Annotated in this window: 19 protein-coding genes; 10 read left to right on the top strand and 9 right to left on the bottom strand. The window is 68.7% G+C overall.

All coding sequences use genetic code 11. From position 1 onward, the window contains the following. Nucleotides 1-354: 354 nt before the first annotated feature. The 3 genes from ACNQQL_RS34420 to tldD all read left to right on the top strand — a co-directional run bounded on the left by ACNQQL_RS34420 (nucleotide 355) and on the right by tldD (nucleotide 6985). Nucleotides 355-4554 carry a YhdP family protein gene (locus tag ACNQQL_RS34420; protein ID WP_347068944.1) on the top strand — a complete coding sequence of 1400 codons (4200 nt, stop codon included), beginning with the start codon at nucleotides 355-357 and terminating at the stop codon, nucleotides 4552-4554. A 51-nt stretch (nucleotides 4555-4605) separates the two neighbouring features. Further along, nucleotides 4606-5433, top strand: a complete 828-nt coding sequence (locus ACNQQL_RS34415) for a carbon-nitrogen hydrolase family protein (protein WP_034182786.1) — start codon at nucleotides 4606-4608, stop codon at nucleotides 5431-5433. An 85-nt stretch (nucleotides 5434-5518) separates the two neighbouring features. Further along, a complete protein-coding gene (gene tldD / locus ACNQQL_RS34410) occupies nucleotides 5519-6985 on the top strand; it encodes a metalloprotease TldD (protein WP_204425847.1) in 1467 nt (488 codons plus the stop codon). Between the two features lie 110 nt (nucleotides 6986-7095). On the opposite strand, the gene ACNQQL_RS34405 is transcribed toward tldD, so the two are convergent. Further along, on the bottom strand, nucleotides 7096-7266 hold the full coding sequence (locus ACNQQL_RS34405) for a hypothetical protein (protein WP_177318332.1): 171 nt from the start codon (nucleotides 7264-7266) through the stop codon (nucleotides 7096-7098). 116 nt (nucleotides 7267-7382) lie between these two features. Between ACNQQL_RS34405 and aroG the strand changes: the two genes are divergently transcribed. Beyond that, nucleotides 7383-8456 (top strand): 3-deoxy-7-phosphoheptulonate synthase AroG, encoded by a 1074-nt coding sequence (gene aroG / locus ACNQQL_RS34400; protein WP_034182785.1) that lies wholly within the window; start codon nucleotides 7383-7385, stop codon nucleotides 8454-8456. Between the two features lie 74 nt (nucleotides 8457-8530). On the opposite strand, the gene hmpA is transcribed toward aroG, so the two are convergent. Both hmpA and ACNQQL_RS34390 read right to left on the bottom strand, forming a co-directional pair. Further along, on the bottom strand, nucleotides 8531-9739 hold the full coding sequence (gene hmpA, locus ACNQQL_RS34395; RefSeq protein WP_347068940.1) for an NO-inducible flavohemoprotein: 1209 nt from the start codon (nucleotides 9737-9739) through the stop codon (nucleotides 8531-8533). A gap of 94 nt (nucleotides 9740-9833) precedes the next feature. Next, on the bottom strand, nucleotides 9834-10385 hold the full coding sequence (locus ACNQQL_RS34390) for a cob(I)yrinic acid a,c-diamide adenosyltransferase (protein WP_072436278.1): 552 nt from the start codon (nucleotides 10383-10385) through the stop codon (nucleotides 9834-9836). Nucleotides 10386-10522: 137 nt separating this feature from the next. Between ACNQQL_RS34390 and ACNQQL_RS34385 the strand changes: the two genes are divergently transcribed. The 6 genes from ACNQQL_RS34385 to proC all read left to right on the top strand — a co-directional run bounded on the left by ACNQQL_RS34385 (nucleotide 10523) and on the right by proC (nucleotide 17640). Then, nucleotides 10523-11932 (top strand): FAD-binding oxidoreductase, encoded by a 1410-nt coding sequence (locus tag ACNQQL_RS34385; RefSeq protein WP_072436279.1) that lies wholly within the window; start codon nucleotides 10523-10525, stop codon nucleotides 11930-11932. A 41-nt stretch (nucleotides 11933-11973) separates the two neighbouring features. Further along, nucleotides 11974-13467: an FAD-linked oxidase C-terminal domain-containing protein gene (locus tag ACNQQL_RS34380; RefSeq protein ID WP_175962461.1), complete on the top strand. Its 1494-nt coding sequence runs from the start codon at nucleotides 11974-11976 to the stop codon at nucleotides 13465-13467. A 184-nt stretch (nucleotides 13468-13651) separates the two neighbouring features. After that, on the top strand, nucleotides 13652-14740 hold the full coding sequence (glcE, locus tag ACNQQL_RS34375; protein WP_347068937.1) for a glycolate oxidase subunit GlcE: 1089 nt from the start codon (nucleotides 13652-13654) through the stop codon (nucleotides 14738-14740). A gap of 7 nt (nucleotides 14741-14747) precedes the next feature. Then, nucleotides 14748-15974, top strand: coding sequence for a glycolate oxidase subunit GlcF (gene glcF / locus ACNQQL_RS34370; protein ID WP_175962459.1), 1227 nt, complete (start codon nucleotides 14748-14750; stop codon nucleotides 15972-15974). 103 nt (nucleotides 15975-16077) lie between these two features. Next, nucleotides 16078-16776, top strand: a complete 699-nt coding sequence (locus tag ACNQQL_RS34365; RefSeq protein WP_347068946.1) for a YggS family pyridoxal phosphate-dependent enzyme — start codon at nucleotides 16078-16080, stop codon at nucleotides 16774-16776. A gap of 51 nt (nucleotides 16777-16827) precedes the next feature. After that, on the top strand, nucleotides 16828-17640 hold the full coding sequence (gene proC / locus ACNQQL_RS34360; RefSeq protein ID WP_034182779.1) for a pyrroline-5-carboxylate reductase: 813 nt from the start codon (nucleotides 16828-16830) through the stop codon (nucleotides 17638-17640). 97 nt (nucleotides 17641-17737) lie between these two features. Here proC and ubiA read toward each other — a convergent pair whose 3' ends face one another. From ubiA to recG, 6 genes are all read right to left on the bottom strand, one after another. Then, a complete protein-coding gene (gene ubiA / locus ACNQQL_RS34355; RefSeq protein WP_347068934.1) occupies nucleotides 17738-18601 on the bottom strand; it encodes a 4-hydroxybenzoate octaprenyltransferase in 864 nt (287 codons plus the stop codon). Between the two features lie 180 nt (nucleotides 18602-18781). Next, nucleotides 18782-18946, bottom strand: a complete 165-nt coding sequence (locus ACNQQL_RS34350) for a hypothetical protein (RefSeq protein ID WP_342308741.1) — start codon at nucleotides 18944-18946, stop codon at nucleotides 18782-18784. A 118-nt stretch (nucleotides 18947-19064) separates the two neighbouring features. Then, complete coding sequence (gene katG / locus ACNQQL_RS34345) at nucleotides 19065-21251, bottom strand: catalase/peroxidase HPI (RefSeq protein WP_347068931.1); 2187 nt, start codon at nucleotides 21249-21251, stop codon at nucleotides 19065-19067. 122 nt (nucleotides 21252-21373) lie between these two features. Next, nucleotides 21374-21502, bottom strand: coding sequence for a hypothetical protein (locus ACNQQL_RS34340; protein ID WP_347068929.1), 129 nt, complete (start codon nucleotides 21500-21502; stop codon nucleotides 21374-21376). 393 nt (nucleotides 21503-21895) lie between these two features. After that, nucleotides 21896-22855 carry a LysR substrate-binding domain-containing protein gene (locus ACNQQL_RS34335; RefSeq protein WP_034182776.1) on the bottom strand — a complete coding sequence of 320 codons (960 nt, stop codon included), beginning with the start codon at nucleotides 22853-22855 and terminating at the stop codon, nucleotides 21896-21898. A 135-nt stretch (nucleotides 22856-22990) separates the two neighbouring features. After that, nucleotides 22991-25196, bottom strand: a 2206-nt coding sequence (gene recG / locus ACNQQL_RS34330) for an ATP-dependent DNA helicase RecG (protein WP_347068927.1), incomplete at its 5' end; no start/stop codon positions are given.

Here is a 25196-nt window from a genome sequence, read left to right as displayed (position 1 = left end):
GCGCGCGGGCGAGCGGCGCGGCGGCCCACGCGGCCACCTGCTCGGCCAGCGCGGGCCGCGCGGCGGCCGCGCGTGCGATATAACGGGAATAAGACGTGCTGATCAGGGCGGAAGCGTCGGTCATCGAGAAGCGGGCCTGGCGGTAAGGCCGGCCGGCGCGGGCATACGCGTGCGCGCCCCGCTGCCGGCCGGCCCCATGGACTCGGCGCGGCATCGCGGGACGCGCGTGCGTCCGCCGCGAAACCGCGCGCCGGAAAGCCCGTGCCGTGCGGCCGCAACGGCCGCCGGCACGAACCCATGTGATACATTTCAACGTCAATCTGCAAAACTACCATATCGCCGCCCGTCCGCCGCATGTCCGACCGTCAGGAATCCGCCGTAGCTGCGCCCGAAGCGGGACCTCCGAAGCACGATCATCCGGTCCTGCGTCGCGTGTTCAAGGTGACGCTGGCAGTCGGGATCGGCACTTACTTCGTTGCGGCCGGCGCGTTCCTGGGGCTGCGCTACGTGCTGCTGCCCCGCATCGACGAATTCCGCCCGCGCATCGAGCGCGTCGTGTCCGACAAGCTCCACACGCAGCTTTCGATCGGCAAGCTTTCCCCGAACTGGTCCGGCATGCAGCCGGGCGTCGAACTCACGAACCTGACGATCCGCGGCCGCGACGGCAAGGTCGCGCTGTCGGTGCCGCACGCGACGGCCGCGCTGTCGTGGATGTCGCTGCTGCGGCTGTCGCCCGCGCTGTCGAGCCTGATCGTCGACCAGCCCGACCTCGTCGTCGCGCGCGCGGCCGACGGCTCGCTGAGCGTCGCGGGCGTCGGCGTGGCGACCACCCACGGCGGCAGCGACACGTTCGGCACGTGGCTGCTGAGGCAGGAAGCAATCGTGCTGCGCGGCGGCACGCTGCGCTGGCGCGACGCGCAGCACGACGCGCCGGAGCTCGTGCTGTCGGGCATCCGGATCGCGGTGCTCAACGACGGTCGGGTACACAAGGCCGCGCTGCAGGCGCCCGCGAACGGCACGCTGCTGCTCGGCCCGCTCGATTTCCGCGCGCGCTTCACGCACAAGGCACTCGCGCCGGTCGGCAAGCCGTCGAACTGGACCGGCGACGCTTACTTGTCGACAGGCCCCGTCGACCTGCAGACGCTCGCCCGCTACCTCGACATACCGCTCATGATCCACGCGGGCCGGATCGACAACGCGATCTGGGCGACCTTCAGCGACGGCCACCTGCGCTCGGCGGGCGGCGACCTGCAGGGTGCCGACGTCGCGCTGCGCGTGCGTCCGACGCAGCCGCGGCTCGACGTGCCGACGGTCGGCTTCGGCTGGGACATGGTGCTCGATGCCGGTCACGACTACACGCTGCACCTGACGCGCTTCAACGCGGAACTCGGCCAGCCGCCGCTGCCGGACGGCACGCCGCTCGCCCGCTCGCTCGCGCTGTCGACGCTGACGGCCCGCTACCGCGTGCCGACGGCCAGCCAGGGGCAACTGATCAGCGTCGTCGGCGACCGCGTCGATCTCGGCATCCTCAGCGAGTTCATCCGCGGGCTGCCGCTGCCGGCGCACCTGCGCAACGAACTGATCAAGATCGACCCGCGCGGGATGGTGTCGAACTATCACATCGAGGTCGAGCGCGCGAAACCCGCGCGGGCCGAGCTCGCCGACGAGGAGCGGCGCACCGGCGCCGCGCCGATCGTCCGCTACCGCTTCCTCGGCGACCTGCAAGGCATCAGCTTCGCCGCGCAGGAGCCGCCGCCGGGCCTGTCGCCGCGCGGCCACCCGCGTGCCGGCTGGCCGGGCGTCGAGAACCTGTGGGGCCGCGTCGATGCGAACGAGACGGGCGGCGCCGCGCACTTCGACACGGTCAACGCGGCCGTCACGGTGCCCGGCGAGTTCGACGAGCCGCGCCTGACGTTCGACCGGCTGCGCGGCAACGCCAAATGGGTGATCACGCCCGCGCCCGGCGACAAGCACGCGCGCGTCGACGTGACGCTGCCCGACCTGCTCGTCTCGAACCCCGATGCAGAAATCGCGGTGTCGGGCTCGTACACGAACCCCGGCCACGGCCGAGGCTCGCTCGACCTGCGCGCCGATTTCGCGCGCGCGTCGGTGGCGCGCATTCCGCGCTACCTGCCGACCGGGATGTCCGAGCACCTGCGCAACTATCTCGGCCACGCGCTGCAGGACGGCAAGGTGACCAAGGGCGCGTCGATCGTCGCCCGCGGCCCGCTCGAGAAATTCCCGTTCGAACACGAGCCGGACGCCGGCGTGTTCCACATCGTCGCGCCGTTCACCGGCGGCCGCTTCGAGCCGACGCCGTATCCGCCGCGCAAGCTCGCGAACGGCACGCCGAGCGTCTGGCCGGCGCTCGACGGGATCGACGGCGTGTTCGAGCTCGCGCAGAACAAGCTGCGCTTCGACATCGACCGCGCGCACTACAAGCGCGTCGCGCTGACGAAGGTCGCGGGCCGCATCGACGATCTCGGCCGCCCGGCCGATTCGCCGCTCGTGATCGAAGGCCATGCGAACGGCCCGCTCGCCGACCTGCTCGACTACGCGGACAACAGCTCGCTCGGCGCGATGAGCGGCCATGTGGCGCAGCGGCTCGACGCGCAGGGCCCCGCGGCGCTGTCGCTCAAGCTGACGATTCCGCAGCGCATCGCACACAAGCACACGGCCATCGAAGGCGCGCTCGCGTTCGGCGGCAACACGCTGTCGGCCGACGGCGTGCCGCCGCTGTCTGCGCTGCGCGGCCAGGTCCGCTTCACCGATGCCGGCGCGTCGCTGCACGACCTGTCGGGCCGATTCCTCGGCGGTCCGGTACATGCGAACGGCAGCTTCCGGTCGCACGGCCCGTACGCGGTGGACGTCGACGGCCGGCTCGCGCTCGACGCCGCGCGCGGGCTGAACCTGCACGGCGCGGCCGCGGCGCTGCTCGAACATGTGATCGGCGACGCGCCGTACAAGGTCGCCGTGCGCGGCGTGCCGGGCCGCCTGCCCGACGTCGCCGCGCGCTCCGACCTGACCGGCGTCGCGCTGGACTTCCCGGCGCCGTTCGCGAAAGCGGCCGGCACGCCGATGCCGTTCAGCTTCACGCTGCAGCCGGCGCCGCAGGCGGACGGCAGGCGCCTCGAACACGCCGACCTGACGCTCGGCCCCGTGTCCGCGACCTACCTGCTCGACGCGACGCGCGGCCAGCCGCTGCGCGCGGTGCGCGGCGCGATGGGCATCCACCGGATGCCCGACATGCCGCAGGACGGCGTGAGCGCGGCCGTCGACGTCGACGAACTCGATGCCGACGCGTGGCTCGCGCTCGCCCGCACGCTGAAGCCCGACACGCCGCGCGCGCCGGAGCCGCAGGCCGCGCCGCGCGTCGATCTCGCGAGCTTCGCGCCGAAGCGCTTCGCGTTCCACTTCGGCACGCTGAAGCTGCTCAAGCGCAACTGGGAAAACGTGATCGTCGGTGCATCGCACGTCGACGAGCTATGGCAGGCGAACATCGCGTCGAACCAGGTATCGGGCTACCTGTCGTGGGCGCCGGGCGGCGGCCACAACGGCGCGGGCGTACTGAACGCACGGCTCGCGAAACTCGTGATTCCGGACAGCGCGCAGCACGACCTCGTCGGCCGCGCGATGAACCTGCCGACGCCGACCGACCGCCCGATACCGTCGATCGACCTGATCGTCGACCAGGTCGTCGCGCGCGCCCACGACATCGGCCGCCTCGTCGTCAACGCGCGCAACATCGACGAAGACGGCACGCCCGTGTGGCAGCTCGACAAGCTGGAACTGTCGAATCCGGCCGCGAAGCTGACGGCGACCGGCAACTGGCGCACGTCGCGCCGCGCGCTCGCCGGCGGCGCCGACGAAAACGATGCGCCGCGCCGCACCGTGTTCGACTTCAAGCTCGACATCGACAACGCGGGCGCGCTGCTCGACCGCGTCGGCCTGCCGCGCACGCTCGCGGACGGACACGGCACGATAACGGGCAAGGTCGGCTGGCGCGGCGGCCCGACCGCGGTCGACTTCCCGTCGCTCGGCGGCCAGGTCGCGCTCGACCTCGAGCACGGGCAGATCCTCAAGGTCGATCCGGGTGCGGCGAAGCTGCTCGGCGTGCTGAGCCTGCAGAGCCTCGCGCGCTTCCTGACGCTGAATTTCCGCGACGTGGTCGGCAAGGGGCTGCCGTTCGACAAGATCACGGGCACCGGGCGGATCTCGAACGGCATCGCGCGCACCGACGACTTCTCGATGACGACGGGGCCCGCGAACGTGACGGTGCGCGGCGCGGTCGACCTCGGCGCCGAAACGCAGGACCTGCACGCGCACGTCGCACCGAAGATCGGCGCCGGCACGGCGGCGATCGCAGCCGCGATCGTCAATCCGCTGCTCGGCGTCGGCGTGCTGGCCGCGAACTACGCGCTGTCGGAGACGCTGTCGCGCGCGTTCGCGCTCGACTACGCGATCACGGGCTCGTGGGCGCACCCGCACATCGAGCGGGTGCGGGGCGATCAGGGTAAGATGAATCACGGTCCGGCCGATGCAACGAACCATTGAGTTCCGCGCGCTGCCGGGCCGCACCCCATTTATGACGCAACCGATCCCGCGATGACCGACCACACCCGTTCCGCCACGCCCTTTCGGGTCGCCGCGCTGCAGATGGTGAGCACGCCGGACGTCACGCGCAATCTCGCCGAAGCCCGCCGCCTGATCGCGGAAGCGGCCGGCGAAGGCGCGCAGCTCGTGCTGCTGCCCGAGTATTTCTGCTTCATGGGCCACCGCGACACCGACAAGCTCGCGCTCGCCGAACCCTACCAGGACGGCCCGATCCAGCGCTTCCTCGCGGACGCCGCGCGCCGCCACGGCATCTGGGTGATCGGCGGCACGCTGCCGCTGAAGGCGCCGGAGCCCGATCGCGTGCTGAACACGACGCTCGTGTTCGATCCGTCCGGCAACGAGGCCGCGCGCTACGACAAGATCCACCTGTTCAACTTCGAGAAAGGCGACGAGTCGTTCGACGAGGCGCGCACGATCCGCGCGGGCGATACGGTCGTCGCGTTCGACGCGCCGTTCGGGCGGGTCGGCCTGTCGGTCTGTTACGATCTGCGCTTTCCGGAGCTGTATCGCAGGATGGGCGACTGCGCGATGATCGTCGTACCGTCGGCGTTTACGTATACGACGGGCCGCGCGCACTGGGAAACGCTGCTGCGCGCGCGGGCCGTCGAGAACCAGTGCTACGTGCTCGCGGCCGCTCAGGGCGGCAAGCACGAGAACGGCCGGCGCACCTGGGGCCACAGCATGCTGATCGACCCGTGGGGCGAAGTCGTCGCGGTCCGCGACGTGGGCGCAAGCGTCGTGCTCGGCGCGATCGATCCGCAGCGCATCGCCGACGTGCGCCAGAGCCTGCCCGCGTGGCGGCACCGCGTGCTGACCTGAATCCGCCGCACCGCTTGAAACGCCGCGCGGCCCACCCATCTGCCCAGAAGCACCCGACAACTTTTTGAGAAACCCCGATATCCGCATGAACATCATCGAACCCGGCATCCGCAACCTCGCGCTGGCGAAGGACATCCTGCTCACGCCGTACGGCCTCGACGAAAGCCTGCTCACGCGCACGATCGCCGACATCTTCACGCATCGCGTCGACTACGCGGACCTGTACTTCCAGGCGACCCGCAGCGAAGCGTGGAGCCTCGAGGAAGGCATCGTCAAGTCGGGCAGCTTCAGCATCGACCAGGGCGTCGGCGTGCGCGCGGTCGCGGGCGACCGCACCGCGTTCGCGTATTCCGACGACCTGTCGCCGGAAGCGATCGCGCAGGCGGCCGCGGCCACCAAGGCGATCGCGGCGGCCGGCGGCGGCCGGCAGAAGATCAAGGCGGCGACGTCGCTGAAGGGCATTTCGGGCCGCGACCTGTACCTGCCGTCCGACCCGCTCGCGTCGCTCGACGCGACGGCCAAGGTCAAGCTGCTCGAGCGCATCGAGCAGATGGCGCGCGGGCGCGACCCGCGCGTCACGCAGGTGATGGCGGGCCTCGCCGGCGAATACGACGTCGTGCTCGTCGCACGCAGCGACGGCGCACTCGCGGCCGACATCCGCCCGCTCGTGCGCGTGTCGGTCACGGTGATCGCCGAACAGAACGGCCGCCGCGAGATCGGCTCCGGCGGCGGCGGCGGCCGCTTCGACTACGGCTACTTCACCGATGAAGTGCTGTCGCGTTACGTCGACGACGCCGTGCACGCGGCACTCGTGAACCTCGACGCCCGCCCCGCGCCGGCCGGCGCGATGACGGTCGTGCTCGGGCCGGGCTGGCCGGGCGTGCTGCTGCACGAGGCGATCGGCCACGGCCTCGAGGGCGACTTCAACCGCAAGGGCTCGTCGGCATTCGCGGGCCGGATCGGCGAACAGGTCGCCGCGAAGGGCGTGACCGTCGTCGACGACGGCACGCTGCCGAACCGCCGCGGGTCGCTGAACATCGACGACGAAGGCAACCCGACGCAGTGCACGACGCTGATCGAGGACGGCATCCTGAAGGGCTACATCCAGGACACGCTGAATGCGCGCCTGATGAAGATGCCGGTCACGGGCAATGCGCGGCGCGAGTCGTACGCAGCGCTGCCGATGCCGCGCATGACGAACACGTACATGCTGAACGGCGACAAGGATCCGCAGGAAATCATCGCGTCGGTGAAGAGCGGCCTGTACGCGGTGAACTTCGGCGGCGGCCAGGTCGACATCACGAACGGCAAGTTCGTGTTCTCGGCGTCCGAGGCGTACATGATCGAGAACGGCAAGATCACCTACCCGGTGAAGGGCGCGACGCTGATCGGCAGCGGCCCCGAATCGCTGAAGTACGTGAGCATGATCGGCAACGACATGTCGCTCGACACGGGCGTCGGCGTGTGCGGCAAGGAAGGCCAGAGCGTGCCGGTCGGCGTCGGCCAGCCGACCCTGCGGATCGACAAGATGACGGTCGGCGGTACGGCATAACCGCATCGCGGCGCAGACAATCCGCGTATTTTGAAGAGAACGCGCGGATTGTCCGCATTTTTGACGCCTCCCGGTTGCAAGCCGCCCGGCGACGGGGTATAAATTCCGAATCAACTTTTTTGACGAACCGAATCGCCGTCATGTCCGCCAAGTTTTATTTTTACTTTTTTTGGCATCTCAGACCGCTGGCGGATCGAGAGAGTTGATGGCGCGTAAAGCGCAACCGAAATTCCCGAAAAAACCGCCGGCGAACCCGGCGGTTTTTTTTCGCCCTTCGCCACCCGGTCGCCGCCGCAGCGGTCCCGTGGCCCCGACCGAAACCACTGAATCGCTTGAATTGATGAATCTGCCGCACGCACACTGACCGAACGGCGCCCGCAAAATTAGGAGAAACAGCATGCCCCCGCACAATACCGACGACGTCCGCATTCGCGAACTCAAGGAACTGACGCCGCCCGCCCACCTGATCCGCGAATTCGCGTGCTCCGAAGCCGCGTCCGAGCTGATCTACAACTCGCGCCAGTCGATGCACCGCATCCTGCACGGGATGGACGACCGGCTGATCGTCGTGATCGGGCCGTGCTCGATCCACGATACGAAGGCGGCGATCGAATACGCGGGCCGGCTCGTGAAGGAGCGCGAGCGCTTCAAGGGCGAACTGGAAATCGTGATGCGCGTGTACTTCGAGAAGCCCCGCACGACGGTCGGCTGGAAGGGGCTCATCAACGATCCGCACCTCGACAACAGCTTCAAGATCAACGAAGGGCTGCGCACCGCGCGCGAGCTGCTGCTGCAGATCAACGAGATGGGGCTGCCGGCCGCGACCGAATACCTCGACATGATCAGCCCGCAGTACATCGCCGACCTGATCTCGTGGGGCGCGATCGGCGCGCGCACGACCGAGTCGCAGGTGCACCGCGAGCTCGCGTCGGGGCTGTCGTGCCCGGTCGGTTTCAAGAACGGCACCGACGGCAACGTGAAGATCGCGGTCGACGCGATCAAGGCTGCATCGCAGCCGCACCATTTCCTGTCGGTGACGAAGGGCGGCCACTCGGCGATCGTGTCGACGGCCGGCAACGAGGACTGCCACGTGATCCTGCGCGGCGGCAAGACGCCGAACTACGACGCGGACAGCGTGAACGCCGCCTGCGCGGACATCGGCAAGGCCGGCCTCGCCGCGCGCCTGATGATCGACGCGAGCCACGCGAACAGCTCGAAGAAGCACGAGAACCAGATCCCGGTGTGCGCGGACATCGGCCGCCAGATCGCGGCGGGCGACGAGCGGATCGTCGGCGTGATGATCGAGTCGCATCTCGTCGAAGGCCGTCAGGACCTGAAGGAAGGCTGCCCGCTGACCTACGGCCAGAGCATCACCGATGCGTGCATCGCGTGGGACGACAGCGTGAAGGTGCTCGAAGGCCTCGCGGAATCGGTCAAGGCGCGGCGCGTGGCGCGCGGCAGCGGCAACTGATCACTGGCGTCGCAACGAAAATGCCCGGCTTGCGCCGGGCATTTTTTATTGGCCGGAGACCCCCCGTCAGCGCATCACTCGAGCGCGCCCGAGCCGAAGATTTCGGTATTGATGCGCTCCGGCGCGACGCCGAGCGCAACCAGCGCATCGCGTTGCGCCTTCATGAACGCGATCGGGCCGCAGATGTAGTAGTCGGCGTCCGGCACCAGCGCGAATCCCTTCACGCGTTCCGGCGTGAGCCGCCCTTCGAGGTCATGGTCGATCCCTGCGCGATCGTCCGGGCCGACCAGTTCGTACAGCACCGTGCGCCTGACGTTCGCATGCTCGCGCACCGCATCGTTCAGCCAGTCGCGGAACGCGTGCACCGCGCCTGAACGGCATGCATGGATGAAGCGCACCTCGCGCTTGCTGCCTTCCGCAACCAGCGTCGACGCCATCGACACCATCGGCGTCAGGCCGACGCCGCCCGAGATCAGCACGACCGGCATATCGACAGCGCGCTTCAGCGAGAATTCGCCCATCGGCGCGGTCACTTCGACGATCGCGCCCTCCTCCACGCCGTCGTGCATCAGCGTCGACACCTTGCCGGCCGGGATCGCCTCGGGCCGGCCCGACTCGCGCTTCACCGAGATACGCAGCCACTTGCCGTGCGGCGCGTCGGACAGGCTGTACTGGCGCGGCTGGTCGACGCCGAGATCGCCGACGAAGCGCTTCACCGTGACGTACTGTCCCGGTTCGAAGGTCGGCGCCGCGCCGCCGTCGGCCGGGCTCAGGTAGAACGACGTGATCTCGTCGCTCTCGCGCACCTTGCGCGCCACCTTGAACGGACGGAAGCCGCTCCATGCGGCGCCAGCGTACAGGTCGGCCTCGGCGCCGATCAGGATCTGCGCGAGCTGGCCGTACGCGACGCGCCAGGCTTCGAGCGTGTCGGCATCGACCGCGTCGCCGAGCACTTCGACGATCGACGCGAGCAGGTTCTCGCCGACGATCGGGTAATGCTCGGGACGGATGTTCAGGCTCGCGTGCTTGTGCGCGATGTGCGACACCGCACCGCCGAGCGCGCCGAGATTGTCGATGTTCGCCGCATACGCATAGACCGCCTTCGCGAGCGTTTCCGGCTGGCTGCCGGTCTTCTGGTGCGTCTGGTTGAACAGGTTTTTCAGTTCCGGATGGCGCGCGAACATGCGCTGGTAGAAATGCTTCGTGATCGTCGCGCCGTGCACGGCGAGGACAGGGGCAGTGGCCTTCACGCGAGCCATCTGGTCAGCGGTGATCTGGGTCATGTTCGTTCTCCGTTAAACATGCGCATACGATACATGTTTAAAAATCGACTTCACCCAGACAAATTGTCGCAGTGCGCAAAAGCGCCACGGCGCGCTAGCGGACGCGCCCGCGCTCCCACAGCACGTCCGTCCCGCCGTCGGCACGGTTCAGCACGCGCGCCAGCACGAACAGCAGGTCGGACAGCCGGTTCACGTATCGCCGCGGCGCATCGTTGAGCGTTTCGTCGCGGCCGAGCGCGACGATCGAGCGCTCCGCGCGGCGGCACACCGTCCGGCATACGTGCGCGAGCGACGCCGCGCGCGAGCCGGCCGGCAGGATGAATTCCTTCAGCGGCTGCAGCGTCGCGTTGTAGTCGGCGAGCCACCGGTCGAGGCGCGCGAGATGCGTGTCGTCGAGCACCGTATGGCCGGGGATGCACAGCTCGCCGCCGAGATCGAACAGGTCGTGCTGGATCGTGACGAGCGCGGTACGCACGTCGTCCGGCAGCGTCTCGGCGAGCAGCACGCCGAGATTCGAGTTCAGTTCGTCGACGTCGCCGATCGCCGCGATCCGCACGTCGTCCTTGCCGATGCGCCGTCCGTCGCCGAGGCCGGTGGTGCCGTCGTCGCCCGTGCGCGTCGCGATCTTGCTCAAGCGGTTGCCCATGCGAATGTCCTCTCGTGCGCGGCCGCAACGCGGTCCGGTTGGGTTGAAACACGATTATCGCAGCCCGCGGCGGGGCTCGCAGCGGGCGTTACAGCGTAGAATGGACCGAAAGTTCGACAAGCAGTCAGGAGACATTCGTGAATCACCCCGCCCCGCCTGCCGCCACGCGCCGCCCGCTTCCCCCCGCCATGCTCGATGCGCTGCGCGCCGCGTTCGGCGAGCGCGTGTCGACCGCCGACGCGGTCCGCGAGCACCACGGCCGCGACGAATCGCCGTTCGATCCGCAACTGCCCGATGCCGTCGTGTTCGCGCACAGCGCGGACGACGTGCGCGAAGCCGTGTCGCTGTGCTCGCTCTACAGCGTGCCGCTGATTCCGTACGGCGCCGGCTCGTCGCTCGAAGGCCACCTGCTCGCGGTGCGCGGCGGCGTATCGCTCGACCTGTCGGAAATGAACCGCGTGCTGTCGATCAATGCCGAAGACCTGACCGTGACGGTCGAGCCGGGCATCACGCGCAAGGCACTCAACGAAGCGCTGCGCGACACCGGCCTGTTCTTCCCGATCGACCCGGGCGCCGACGCCAGCATCGGCGGGATGACCGCGACCCGCGCATCGGGCACCAACGCCGTGCGCTACGGCACGATGCGCGAGAACGTGCTCGGCCTGACCGCCGTGCTCGCCGACGGCCGCGTCGTGAAAACGGGCTCGCGCGCGCGCAAGTCGTCGGCCGGCTACGACCTCACGCGCCTGTTCGTCGGCTCCGAAGGCACGCTCGGCGTGATCACCGAGATCACGCTGCGGCTGCACCCGCTGCCCGAAGCCGTGTCGGCCGCGATCTGCACGTTCCCGACGATGGGCGACGCGGTACGCACCGTGATCGAGACGATCCAGATCGGCGTGCCGATCGCGCGCGTCGAATTCGTCGATTCGCTCGCCGTGCGCTCGATCAACCGCCACTCGAACCTGACGCTCACCGAAGCGCCGACGCTGTTCTTCGAATTCCACGGCACCGAGGCCGGCGTGAAGGAACAAGCCGAACTCGTGCAGGCGCTCGCCGGCCAGAACAACGGCCAGGGCTTCGAATGGGCGACCCGCCCGGAGGACCGCAGCCGGCTCTGGGCCGCGCGCCACAACGCATACTTCGCGATGCTGCAATTGAAGCCGGGCTGCCGCGCGGTGACAACCGACGTCTGCGTGCCGATCTCGCAGCTCGCCGCGTGCGTCGAGGAAACCGAAGTCGACCTGCGCGCGTCGTCGCTGCCCTGCCCGATCGTCGGCCACGTCGGCGACGGCAATTTCCACGTCGCGATCCTGATCGATCCCGACAAACCCGAGGAACTCGCCGAAGCCGAGCACATCAACGACCGGATCGTCGAGCGCGCGCTGCGCCTCGGCGGCACCTGCACGGGCGAGCACGGCGTCGGGCTGCACAAGATGCGGTTCCTGCCGAAGGAGCACGGCGACAACGCGATCGACACGATGCGCGCGATCAAGCTCGCGCTCGATCCGCGCAACCTGATGAATCCCGGCAAGATTTTCACGTGCTGAGACGGCGGCGCGACGTCGCGCCGCCTGCTGCAGGAGACTCCATGAACGCTCCCGTCGAACTGTCGAGCGCAGCACGCGCGCAGCGCCAGCGCGAGGTCGTGCAGGCCCTGATGGCCGTGCTGCCGACGCACTGCCTGCTGTACCGCGACGAAGACACGGCGCCGTACGAATGCGACGGCCTGTCCGCCTACCGCCGCCTGCCGCTCGCGGTCGCGCTGCCCGAAACGGAATCGCAGGTGCAGCGGATCGTGCAGATCTGCCGCCGCATGGAAGTGCCGATCGTGCCGCGCGGCGCGGGCACGAGCCTGTCGGGCGGCGCGCTGCCGATCGCGCTCGGCGTCGTGCTGTCGCTCGCGCGCTTCACGCGCATCGTCGAAGTCGACCCGTACGCGCGCACCGCGATCGTGCAGCCCGGCGTGCGCAACCTCGCGATCTCGGAAGCCGCCGCGCCGTACGGCCTGTATTACGCACCCGATCCGTCATCGCAGATCGCCTGCACGATCGGCGGCAACGTCGCGGAAAATTCCGGCGGCGTCCATTGCCTGAAATACGGGCTGACCGTGCACAACGTGATGCGCGTGCGCGCGGTGACGATCGACGGCGAGATCGTCGAGTTCGGCTCGCTCGCGCTCGACATGCCGGGCCTCGACCTGCTCGCCGTGATGATCGGCAGCGAAGGGATGTTCGCGATCGTCACCGAAGTCACGGTGCGGCTGATCCCGAAGCCGCAGACCGCGCAACTCGTGATGGCGAGCTTCGACGACGTGGTCAAGGGCGGCGAGGCCGTCGCGGCGATCATCGCGTCGGGCATCATCCCGGCCGGGCTCGAGATGATGGACAAGCCGGCCACGCAAGCCGTCGAGGCGTTCACGCACGCGGGCTACGACCTCGACGCGAAGGCGATCCTGCTGTGCGAATCGGACGGCACGCCGGAAGAAGTCGCCGAAGAGATCGTGCGGATGACGGCCGTGCTGCGCGAGCACGGCGCGACGCGCATCCAGGTATCGCGCAACGAACAGGAGCGGCTGCGCTACTGGTCGGGCCGCAAGAACGCGTTCCCGGCCGCCGGCCGTATTTCCGCCGACTATTACTGCATGGACGGCACCGTGCCGCGCCGCGCGATCGGCCCGCTGCTCGCGCGCATCGAGCAGCTCGAGACGCGCTACGGGCTGCGCTGCATCAACGTGTTCCATGCAGGCGACGGCAACATGCATCCGCTGATCCTGTACAACGCGAACGATCCGGACGAGCTGCGCCGCGCGGAAGAGTTCGGCGCGGAAATCCTCGAATGCTGCGTGGAATTCGGCGGCAGTGTGACGGGCGAGCACGGCGTCGGCATCGAGAAGCTCAATTCGATGTGCGTACAGTTCTCGCCGCAGGAGCGCGACGCGTTCTTCGCGGTCAAGCGCGCATTCGATCCCGCGGGGCTGCTGAACCCCGACAAGGGCATCCCGACCCGCGCGCGCTGTGCCGAATACGGCCGCCAGCACGTGCGCGGCGGGCTGCTTCCGCACCCCGACCTGCCCCGATTCTGAGCGTCGCGCGGGGTGCGGCGCGCGCCGGCGGCACCGCTCGCGCCGTGCTGCCGTGCCCGCGCGGCCCATTCGCGCGGCGGCACGGGCATGCGGTCCGCAATACCGGGCTTAGGGATAGTCGCGATGTGGAATCGCGCCACCCCGGTACAATCGACCGAACAACAAGTCGAGGCAGCAACAGAACATGGAAGAGGACGACATCGTCGCCGGATGGGCCGAGCGCATCCGCGCGGCCAGCGCCGACGGCCGGCCGCTGCGGATTCGCGGCGGCGGCACCAAGGACTGGTACGGCCAGGCGCTCGAGGGCGAAATCCTCGACACGCGCGCGTTTCAGGGCGTCGTGTCGTACGACCCGGCCGAACTCGTCGTCACGGTCCGCGCGGGCACGTCGCTCGCTGAGCTTGAAACCGTCCTCGCCGAGTGCGGCCAGATGCTGCCGTTCGAGCCGCCGCACTTCGGCCGCGCGGCCACTGTCGGCGGCTGCATCGCGGCGGGTCTCGCGGGCCCGCGCCGCGCTACCTGCGGCGCACCGCGCGATTTCGTGCTCGGCGTCACGCTGATGAACGGTCGCGGCGAGGTGCTGCGCTTCGGCGGTCAGGTCGTGAAGAACGTCGCCGGCTACGACGTGTCGCGGCTGATGGCCGGTTCGCTCGGCACGCTCGGGCTGATGCTCGACCTGTCGATCAAGGTGCTGCCGATGCCCGTCGCCGAAGTCACGCTGAAGTTCGAGATGACCGCGACCGACGCGGTGCGCAAGCTCAACGAATGGGGCGGCCATCCGCTGCCCGTCAGCGCGAGCGCGTGGCGCAACGGCACGCTCGTGCTGCGCCTGTCGGGCGCCGAAGCGGCCGTGAAATCCGCGAAGACGCTGCTCGGCGGCGAAGTCGTCGACGCGGTCGAAGCCGAGCGCTTCTGGGCCGGCCTGCGCGAGCATACCGATCCGTTCTTCAACGGCATTCCGCCCGGCTATGCGCTGTGGCGCCTTGCACTGCCGTCGATCACCGAGCCGATGCACTTGCCCGGCACCCAGCTGATGGAATGGGGCGGCGCGCAGCGCTGGTGGATCACCGACGCCGATGCGCAGACCGTGCGCATGAGCGCGAAGCAGGCCGGCGGCCACGCGACGCTGTTCCGCGCGGGCGACACGTACGACCGCAGCGCGGGCGTGTTCACGCCGCTGCCCGCCCCGATGATGAAAATCCACCGCGGGCTGAAGGCCGCGTTCGATCCCGCGCGCATCTTCAACCGCGGCCGGCTCTACCCTGATCTCTGAGGGCTCGATGCAAACGAACCTCGCCGATTTCATCCGCAACACGCCCGACGGCGACGAGGCCGACGCGATCCTGCGCAAGTGCGTGCATTGCGGGTTCTGCACCGCGACCTGCCCGACCTATCAACTGCTCGGCGACGAACTCGACGGCCCGCGCGGGCGCATCTACCTGATCAAGCAGATGGTCGAAGGCGCGACCGTCACGCGCAGCACGCAGCAGCATCTCGACCGCTGCCTGACGTGCCGAAGCTGCGAGACGACCTGCCCTTCCGGCGTCCAGTACGGCCGGCTCGTCGAGATTGGCCGCAAGCACGTCGAGGCGCAGGTGCGGCGCCCCGTGCAGCAGCGGATCGTGCGCCGCGTGCTCGCGAGCCTCGTGCCGAACGCCGCGCTGTTCTCGCCGGTGATGCGGCTCGGCCAGCACGTGCGGCCGCTGCTGCCGAAGCGGCTGCGCGACAAGGTGCCGCCGCGCACGCGGCTGCTCGAATGGCCGCACCGCACGCATACGCGCAAGATGCTGATGCTCGGCGGCTGCGTGCAGCCGTCGATGCTGCCGAACATCAACATCGCGACCGCGCGCGTGCTCGACGCGCTCGGCATCGAGACGGTCGTCGCGCCCGACGCGGGCTGCTGCGGCGCGATCCGCCTGCACCTGAACTATCACGACGAGGCGCTCGACGACGCGCGCCGCAACATCGACGCATGGTGGCCCCATGTCGAACAAGGCGCCGAGGCGATCGTGATGAACGCATCGGGCTGCGGCGCGACGGTGCTCGAATATGCGCACCTGCTGCGCGACGACCCGGCCTACGCGGAGAGGGCGCAGCGCATCGTCTCGCTGACGCGCGACATCTCCGACGTGCTGCTCGCATTCGAGGCCGAGCTCGCGACGCTCGCACGGCGCCGCGCGATCCACACAGTCGCGTACCACCCGCCGTGCACGCTGCAGCATGGGCAGCAGTCGCGCGGCAAGGTCGAACGCCTGCTCGAGACGCTCGGCATCGACGTGCGGCTGCCGGCCGACAGCCATCTGTGCTGCGGCTCGGCCGGCACCTATTCGCTGACGCAGCCGTCGCTGTCGTACCGGTTGCGCAAGCAGAAACTGCTGAAGCTACAGGCGCTCGAACCGCAGATGATCGTGTCCGGCAACATCGGCTGCATCGCGCACCTGCAGAGCGGCACGCAGATTCCGGTCGTGCACTGGATCCAGCTCGTCGAGCATTTGCTGTACGGCTGAGGCGGGCTGCGCGCGCGGCGTCCGTATAATGGGCGGATCGATGCGCCGCGTGCCGCGGCGCATCGGCTTCATGCCCGCTTCCGTGCCTGTCTTCGCGCCCGTTATGTCCGATCTCGCCGCCCGTCTCGAATCCGTTCATCGCCGCATCGCCGACGCCGCCCGCGCGGCCGGCCGCGATCCCGCCACCGTGTCGCTGCTCGCCGTCTCGAAGACGTTTCCCGCCGACGACGTACGCGCCGCGCACGCGGCCGGGCAACACGCATTCGGCGAAAACTACGTGCAGGAATCGATCGACAAGATCGACGCGCTCGCCGATCTGCGCGCGTCGCTCGAATGGCATTTCATCGGGCCGCTGCAATCGAACAAGACGCGCCCGGTCGCCGAGCGCTTCGACTGGGTCCATTCGGTCGACCGGCTGAAGATCGCGCAGCGCCTGTCGGAACAACGCCCCGCGCACCTGCCGCCGCTCAACGTATGCGTGCAGGTAAACATCAGCGGCGAGGCGTCGAAGAGCGGCGTCGCGCCGGCCGACGTGGCCGACGTCGCGCGCGCGGTCGCCGCGCTGCCGTCGCTGCGGCTGCGCGGCCTGATGGCGATCCCCGAACCGGCCGGCGATATCGAAGCGCAACGCGCACCGCATCGCGCGCTGAGCGACCTGTTCGACGCATTGCGTGCCGGCGGCCTGCCGCTCGACACGTTGTCGATGGGCATGTCCGCCGATCTCGACGCGGCCGTGCTCGAAGGCGCGACGATCGTGCGCGTCGGCACCGCAATCTTCGGCGCGCGCGATTATTCGCACTGAGCGCGGCGCCCTTTCCGCCTTTCCGTTCACTCACTCGCTCAATCGGACATCATGAAAATCGCATTCATCGGCGGCGGCAACATGGCCGCGGCCCTGATCGGCGGCCTGATCAAGCGCGGCGTCGCCGCTGAAGGCCTGTATGCCATCGACATCAACGAGGACGTGCGCGCGCGCGCCGCGCAGCAATTCGGCGTGCGCACCGGCGCGGCCGTCGACGCGACGCTCGCCGATTACGACGCGGTCGTGCTCGCGGTGAAACCGCAGGTACTGAAGGACGTCGCGCAGGCGCTCGCGCCGCACCTGAAGTCGCAGCTCGTGATCAGCATCGCGGCCGGCATTCGCGGCACGGACCTCGCGCGCTGGCTCGGCGACTACGCCCGCGTCGTGCGCACGATGCCGAACACACCCGCGCTCGTCGGCATGGGCGTGACGGGCCTCGCCGCACTGCCGGGCGTCGACGCGGCAGGCCGCGAACTCGCATCGAACGTGCTTGGCGCGGTCGGCGAGATCGTATGGTTCGACGACGAATCGCAGCTCGACGCCGTCACGGCCATTTCGGGCAGCGGCCCCGCATACGTGTTCTATTTCATCGAAGCGCTGCAGGAAGCCGCGCGCCGCCTCGGCATGAACGACGAACAGGGTCGCGCGCTCGCAGTCGCGACGTTCGCGGGCGCCGCGCAGCTCGCCGCGCAATCGGGCGAACCGGCGAGCGTGCTGCGCGAGCGCGTGACGTCGAAGGGCGGCACGACGGCCGCCGCGCTCGCGTCGTTCGACGCGCAGGGTGTGAAGGAAGCGATCGTGCGCGGCGCGCTCGCGGCCGAGGCACGCGCGAAGGAAATGGGCGACGAGCTCGGCCGCGCGTAAGCGCGCCCGTCGTGCCGGCTGCCCTGACACTGGACCTAAAAAAAGCGGCCATCGGGCCGCTTTTTTATTGGAATTGCGCGCCGGCGCGCGGCTTCGTTCAGTTGCCGGCCAGCAGGTAATGCACGGCAATCCCCGCGAACAGCACGCCGCCGAGCCAGTTGTTGTGCCGGAACGCCGCGAAGCACGGCATCCGTTCGCGGTCCTTGATCAGCGTGTAGTGATACAGCGCGCAGCCGACCGCCACCGCCCAGCCGGCCCAGTACGCCAGGCCGAAGCCGAGCGTCACGCCGATCCACACGTAGATGCCGAGCGTCGCCGCATAACACGCCATCACCGCCGCGACGTCGAAGCGGCCGAACGTCAGCGCGGACGTGCGGATGCCGATCTTGATGTCGTCGTCGCGATCGACCATCGCGTATTCGGTGTCGTACGCGACCGACCAGAAAATGTTCGCGACCAGCATCACCCACGCGATCGTCGGCACCGTGTCCTGCACGGCCGCGAACGCCATCGGAATGCCGAAACCGAACGCGATGCCGAGATACGCCTGCGGAATCGCGAAGAAACGCTTCATGAACGGATAGGAACCCGCGACGAACAGCGCGACGACGGACAGTTCCTTCGTCAGCGTGTTCAGCGGCAGGATCAGCAGGAACGCGATGAACGACAGCCCGACCGCGATCGCGACGGCTTCCCATGCGCGGATCTTGCCCGACGTCAGCGGCCGGTCGGCCGTGCGCTTCACGTGACGGTCGAAATCGCGGTCGGCGTAGTCGTTCATCGCGCAGCCGGCCGAGCGCATCAGCAGCGTGCCGAGCGTGAAGATCACCAGCAGCGGCCAGCGCGGGTGGCCGTCCGACGCGATCCACAGCGCATTGAGCGTCGGCCAGAGCAGCAGCAGGCTGCCGATCGGCTTGTCCATCCGGACGAGCCGCAGATACAGGGGAAAGCGGGCAAGCATGGCGAAGCACCGGGAAGAGAATCCCGGCATTTTAGAGCCGAGCGGCGCTTCGCGTCATGTCGGAGCGGGCCACAGTTGGCAGCCGCCGGACGCGCTCGGGCCGCCGGGGCCCGCTGCACACGGCGGCGCAGCGATGCACATAAATCAAGGGACAGGTTCGGCCCGCACGAAACTTCGCGCTCAGTTGCCCGCAACCGGCGCAAGCGCGTGCAGCGCCTGCGCGACCAGCACGGCAGCACCGCCGCCTGCGATCGCAAAACCGACGAAGCGCCGCACGATCGCGGCCGGCGCCCGTGTCACCGGCGCCGCGAACGCAGCGCGCATATCGAGCATCATTTGCGTCATGGTCGTCACTCCTTCGACGAGACATCGGTTCCAGAAGAAACGGCCGGTCGTTCGACCGGCCGTTTCACGTTGCTGCGTTACTGAGTTACCGCACTGCCGCATTACGCGGCGGCCAGGCTCATGCGAGATCGAAGCGGTCGAGGTTCATCACCTTGTTCCAGGCCGCGACGAAGTCGCGTGCGAACTTCTCCTTCGCATCCGCGCTGCCGTACACCTCGGCCAGCGCGCGCAGTTGCGCGTGCGAGCCGAAGATCAGGTCGACGCGCGTGCCCGTCCACTTGACCTTGCCCGTCGCACGATCGCGCCCTTCGAACACGTCGTTCGCGGCCGACACCGGCTTCCACTCCGTGCCCATGTCGAGCAGGTTCACGAAGAAGTCGTTCGTCAGCGTTTCCGGACGGTCGGTGAACACGCCGTGCTTCGCATCGCCGACGTTCGTGCCGAGCACGCGCAGGCCACCGACGAGCACCGTCATCTCGGGCGCGCTCAGCGTCAGCAGTTGCGCCTTGTCGACCAGCAGCGCCTCGGCCGGCGTCTTGTACGCATGCTTCAGGAAGTTGCGGAAACCATCCGCCACCGGCTCGAGCACGGCCATCGCGTCGATGTCGGTCTGCTCCGGCGACGCATCCGCGCGGCCCGGTGCGAACGGCACCGTCACCGCCACGCCCGCATTCTTCGCGGCCTGCTCGACGCCGGCCGCACCGGCCAGCACGATCAGGTCGGCGAGCGACACCTTCTTGCCGCCCGTCTGCGCGTCGTTGAACGCCTTCTGCACGCCTTCGAGCGTCGCGAGCACCTTCGCGAGTTCAGCCGGCTGGTTCACTTCCCAGTCCTTCTGCGGCGCGAGGCGGATGCGCGCACCGTTCGCGCCGCCACGCTTGTCCGAACCGCGGAACGTCGCAGCCGACGCCCATGCGGTCGACACGAGCTGCGACACCGACAGGCCCGATGCGAGCACCTTCGCCTTCAGCGCCGCGACGTCGGCGTCGTCGATCAGCTTGTGGTCGACGGCCGGGATCGGGTCCTGCCACAGCAGATGTTCCGCCGGCACGTCCGGGCCGAGATAACGCGCACGCGGCCCCATGTCGCGGTGCGTGAGCTTGAACCACGCGCGTGCGAACGCGTCGGCGAACTCGGCCGGGTTCTCGTAGAAGCGGCGCGAGATCTTTTCGTATGCCGGGTCGAAACGCAGCGACAGGTCGGTCGTCAGCATCGTCGGGCGATGCTTCTTCGACGCGTCGTACGCATCCGGAATCACTTCGCCGGAGTCCTTCGCGACCCACTGGTGCGCGCCGGCCGGGCTCTTCGTGAGCTCCCACTCATAGCTGAACAGGTGCTTGAAGAAGTCGTTGCTCCACTTGGTCGGCGTCGATGTCCACGTGACTTCGAGGCCGCTCGTGATCGCGTCCGCGCCCTTGCCCGTGCCGAACGAGCTCTTCCAGCCGAGACCCTGCTGCTCGAGGCCCGCGGCTTCCGGCTCGGGGCCGACGTTCGATGCCGGGCCGGCGCCGTGCGTCTTGCCGAACGTGTGACCGCCGGCGATCAGCGCGACCGTCTCTTCGTCGTTCATCGCCATCCGCGCGAACGTCTCGCGGATGTCGTGCGCGGCGGCGACCGGGTCGGGGTTGCCGTCCGGGCCTTCCGGATTCACGTAGATGAGGCCCATCTGCACCGCGGCGAGCGGGCTTTCCAGGTCGCGCTTGCCCGAGTAGCGGCTGTTCGGGCCGCCGCTCAGTTCCAGCCAGATCTTTTCCGAGCCCCAGTAGACGTCGTCCGGTTCCCACGTGTCGACGCGGCCGCCGGCGAAGCCGAAGGTCTTGAAGCCCATCGATTCGAGCGCGACGTTGCCGGTCAGGATCAGCAGGTCGGCCCACGAGATGTTGCGGCCGTACTTCTGCTTGATCGGCCACAGCAGCCGGCGCGCCTTGTCGAGGCTCACGTTGTCCGGCCAGCTGTTGAGCGGCGCGAAGCGTTGCTGCCCGCCGCCCGCGCCGCCGCGGCCGTCGGCCGTGCGGTACGTGCCGGCGCTGTGCCAGGCCATGCGGATGAACAGGCCGCCGTAGTGGCCGAAGTCGGCCGGCCACCAGTCCTGCGACGTCGTCATCAGTGCGTGCAGGTCCTTCTTCACCGCCGCGAGGTCAAGCTTCTTGAACGCCTCGGCGTAGTCGAAATCCTTGTCCATCGGATCGGACAGCGCCGAGTGCCGATGCAGGATGTTCAGGTTCAGCTGATTCGGCCACCAGTCCTTGTTCGTCGTGCCGCTGCCTGCGGTGTGGTTGAACGGGCACTTCGTTTCGGTCGACATGCGTTTTCTCCTTGGCTTGCTCGTATGCCTCCACCTGCTCGCGCCGGCGGCATGCCGGGCGCTGTCTGTGGAGTGTCATTGCGGGGATGGGAAACGGAACAGGTAGGGTCCCTCCTGTCGTACTACGGAATGTCGTGCGTGGCCTTCGCCGCGCGCTCCCGCTGCGACGCGCCGCAGGCGGGGCGCTCGGGGAACCGCCCCCCGGCAGGCGTCGTGCCGGTGACGCGCGTGGTGTTCCAGCTTTCGGACATGCGGTGCTCTCTCATGGCTTGACGGCGGGTAACGCGGGGGCACGCAGGACCGGCATGCGGCAACGTTCATCCGCCATACACACGGTCCGCCAGGTACGCGAACGCAATCGGACGCAGGCTGCGAACCGCAACCCTGGCGCGATGTACGACCCCGTCGCGCGACGGGATGTTCCGCTGCGCGTGCTGCAATACCGACCGCATCATGACATCCTCCTTTGGTGCTTGCATTCAGCATGCAAATCGAACGTCGACACGACGCCGATCCATGTAGAGGATTCTATACATATCTATCAATTATTTGAATTTGATTAATTTCATCTATGCGATAGAGAAAAATAAACGGGGTCGCAAGGCCCCGTTCATTGCGCCGCACATAGGCATGCAGTAGCTCGGTCAGTTCATCGTCGCCGGCATGTCGAGCTTCGCGACGCCCGGCAATTCGCATGCGGAAATCGCATCGCTGATCGCGTCGATCGCGGGCATCCGCGTGAAGCTCTTGCGCCACACGAGCACCACGCGGCGGTCGGGCACCGGCTCGTGGAACGGCACGTACGACAGCAACTCGGCATCGGGGCCGTTCGCGCGCGGGCCGACCTCGGTGACCGACATCCGCGGCAGCACGGTGATGCCGACGCCGCTCGCGACCATGTGGCGGATCGTCTCCAGCGACGAGCCCTCGAAGGTCTTCTGGATGCCGTCGGCCGTCTGCGAGAAGCGCATCAGCTCCGGGCACACGCCGAGCACGTGATCGCGGAAGCAGTGGCCGTTGCCGAGCAGCAGCATGGTTTCCTGCTTCAGGTCCTCGGCATCGATTTCCTCGCGCTTCTCCCATGGATGGCCGGCCGGCAGCGCGACGACGAACGGCTCGTCGTACAGCGGGCGCACCATCAGGCCGGTTTCCGGGAACGGCAGCGCCATGATCGCGGCGTCGATCTCGCCCTGCTTCAGCAGTTCGAGCAGCTTCAGCGTGTAGTTCTCCTGCAGCATCAGCGGCATCTGCGGGACACGCTGGATCATCTGCTTGACGAGCGTGGGCAGCAGATAGGGTCCGATCGTATAGATCACGCCGAGACGGAACGGGCCGACGAGCGGGTCCTTGCCCTGCTTCGCGATCTCCTTGATCGCGAAGGTCTGCTCGAGCACGCGCTGCGCCTGCGTGACGATCTGGTCGCCGATCGGCGTCACGCTCACTTCGCTCGCGCCGCGCTCGAAAATCTGCACGTTGAGCTCGTCTTCGAGCTTCTTGATCGCCACCGACAGCGTCGGCTGGCTCACGAAGCATGCTTCGGCCGCGCGGCCGAAATGCCGCTCGCGCGCAACCGCGACGATGTATTTCAATTCAGTCAGCGTCATTGTGGGTCAATCAGAGATATACATGCGATAGGTTTAATTTATACACCCTCTGGCACCGGTTCGCCAAGTTTCTCTGCATCGCGATGCGTCGATTGACGGTTTTGGCGGCTCAGGATCCGGCCCCAAACCGGTGGATCAGGCCTTCAGGTACTGCTCGCGCGCGCCGAGCCAGCGCGCGAGATGCTGCGTGACGACGTCGGGGTACGCGGCGATCAGTCGCGTTGCGGCCTCGCGGGCCGGATCGATCAGCCAGCCGTCGGTCTCGAGGTTCGCGAAGCGCAGCATCGCCGCGCCCGACTGGCGCGCGCCGAGGAATTCGCCAGGGCCGCGGATTTCGAGGTCGCGCCGCGCGATCTCGAAGCCGTCGGTCGTCTCGCGCATCGTCTTGAGCCGCTCGCGGCCGGTAATCGACAGCGGCCCCGTGTACAGCAGCACGCACACCGACGCCGCGGTGCCGCGCCCGACGCGGCCGCGCAACTGGTGCAGCTGCGCGAGGCCGAAGCGCTCCGCGTGCTCGATCACCATCAGCGACGCGTTCGGCACGTCGACGCCGACTTCGATCACGGTCGTCGCGACCAGCAGCTGCACGTCGTTGCGCGTGAACGCTTCCATCACGGCCGCCTTGTCGGCCGGCGACAGCCGGCCGTGCACGAGCCCGACCTTCAGTTCGGGAAGTGCCGTGGCGAGCGTCTCGTAGGTCTCGACGGCCGTCTGCAGTTGCAGCGTCTCGCTCTCCTCGATCAGCGGGCACACCCAGTACACCTGGCGCCCCGTCAGCGCGGCCTCGCGCACCCGGGCGATCACCTCCTCGCGCCGCGCGTCGCCGACGAGGCGCGTCAGCACGGGCGTGCGGCCCGGCGGCAGCTCGTCGATCGTCGAGACTTCGAGATCGGCGTAATACGTCATCGCGAGCGTGCGCGGAATCGGCGTGGCCGACATCATCAACTGGTGCGGCTGGAAATCGCGCGCGCCGTTGGCCGCGTTCGCGGCCTTCGCGCGCAGCGCGAGACGCTGCTCGACGCCGAAGCGGTGCTGCTCGTCGACGATCACGAGGCCGAGCCGCGCGAATTCGACCGTGTCCTGGATGATCGCGTGCGTGCCGATCACGAGCTGCGCGGTGCCGAGCGCGGCCGCCTCGATCGCCGCGCGCTTCTCCTTCGCCTTCAGGCTGCCCGCCAGCCACGCAACCGTGACGCCGAGCGGCTCGAGCCATGCGCGCAGCTTGCGCGCGTGCTGTTCCGCGAGGATTTCGGTGGGCGCCATCAGCGCGGCCTGGTAGCCGGCGTCGATCGCCTGCGTGGCGGCCAGCGCCGCGACGACCGTCTTGCCGCTGCCGACGTCGCCCTGCAGCAGGCGCTGCATCGGGTGCGCGAGCGTGAGGTCGTGCGCGATCTCGTCGACGACGCGCGACTGCGCACCGGTCAGCGTGAACGGCAGCGCCGCGTAGAGCCGCGTCGTCAGCGAATCGGCATCGCTCGCGGCGCGGCGCGGCATCGCGGGCGCCGCGCGCGTGCGGCGCTCCTCGTGCGCGCGCTTGAGCGACAGCTGCTGCGCGAGCAGCTCCTCGAACTTGATGCGCGTCCACGCCGGATGCGAGCCGTCCATCAGCGCGGCTTCGTCGGAATCGACGCCCGGGTGGTGCAGGATGCGCACGGCCTGCTCGAGCGACGGTACGCCGAGCGGCCGCAGGTACGCGCGATCGATCTCGGGCGGCAGCAGCTCGGGCAGCGGCGTGCGCTCGACCGCGTTCTCGATCGCCTTGCGCAGATAGGCCTGCGACACGCCGGCCGTACTCGGATAGACGGGCGTGAGCACCTGCGGCAGCGGCGTATCCGCGTCGACGACGCGCACCGCCGGATGCACCATCTCCATCCCGAAGAAGCCGCCGCGCACGTCGCCGCGCACGCGCAGCCGCTGGCCGACGGCCATCTGCTTGACCTGCGAGCCGTAGAAATTCAGGAAGCGCAGCACGAGGTGCTCGCCGTCGTCGTCCTGGATCTTCACGACGAGCTGGCGGCGCGGCCGGTACGCGACCTCGTTGTCGAACACGACGCCTTCGGTCTGCGCGATGCCGCCCGGCAGCAGTTCGCCGATCGGCGTGAGCGTGGTTTCGTCCTCATAGCGCATCGGCAGATGCAGCACGAGATCGATCGAGCGCGTGAGGCCGAGCTTCGCGAGCTTGTCGACGGTCTTCACGGGTTTGTCGGCGGCCGCCTTCTTCTTGCGCTTCGTGCCGCTTGCGCCCGCTTCGTCGCTCGCGGCAGCGCCTTCGGCGTCGGGCGCGGCGGCGGCCGGCTGCGCGAGCCGCCCGTCGGCGCCGCGCTTCGGGCCGGCCCGGCGC

The organism is Burkholderia sp. LFS061 (genome assembly GCF_047978125.1).
In the GTDB taxonomy this organism is placed as follows: Bacteria; Pseudomonadota; Gammaproteobacteria; order Burkholderiales; family Burkholderiaceae; genus Burkholderia; species Burkholderia pyrrocinia_C.
Note: the sequence above shows the minus strand (reverse complement) of the source record. Positions and strands in the feature narration are given on the sequence as shown.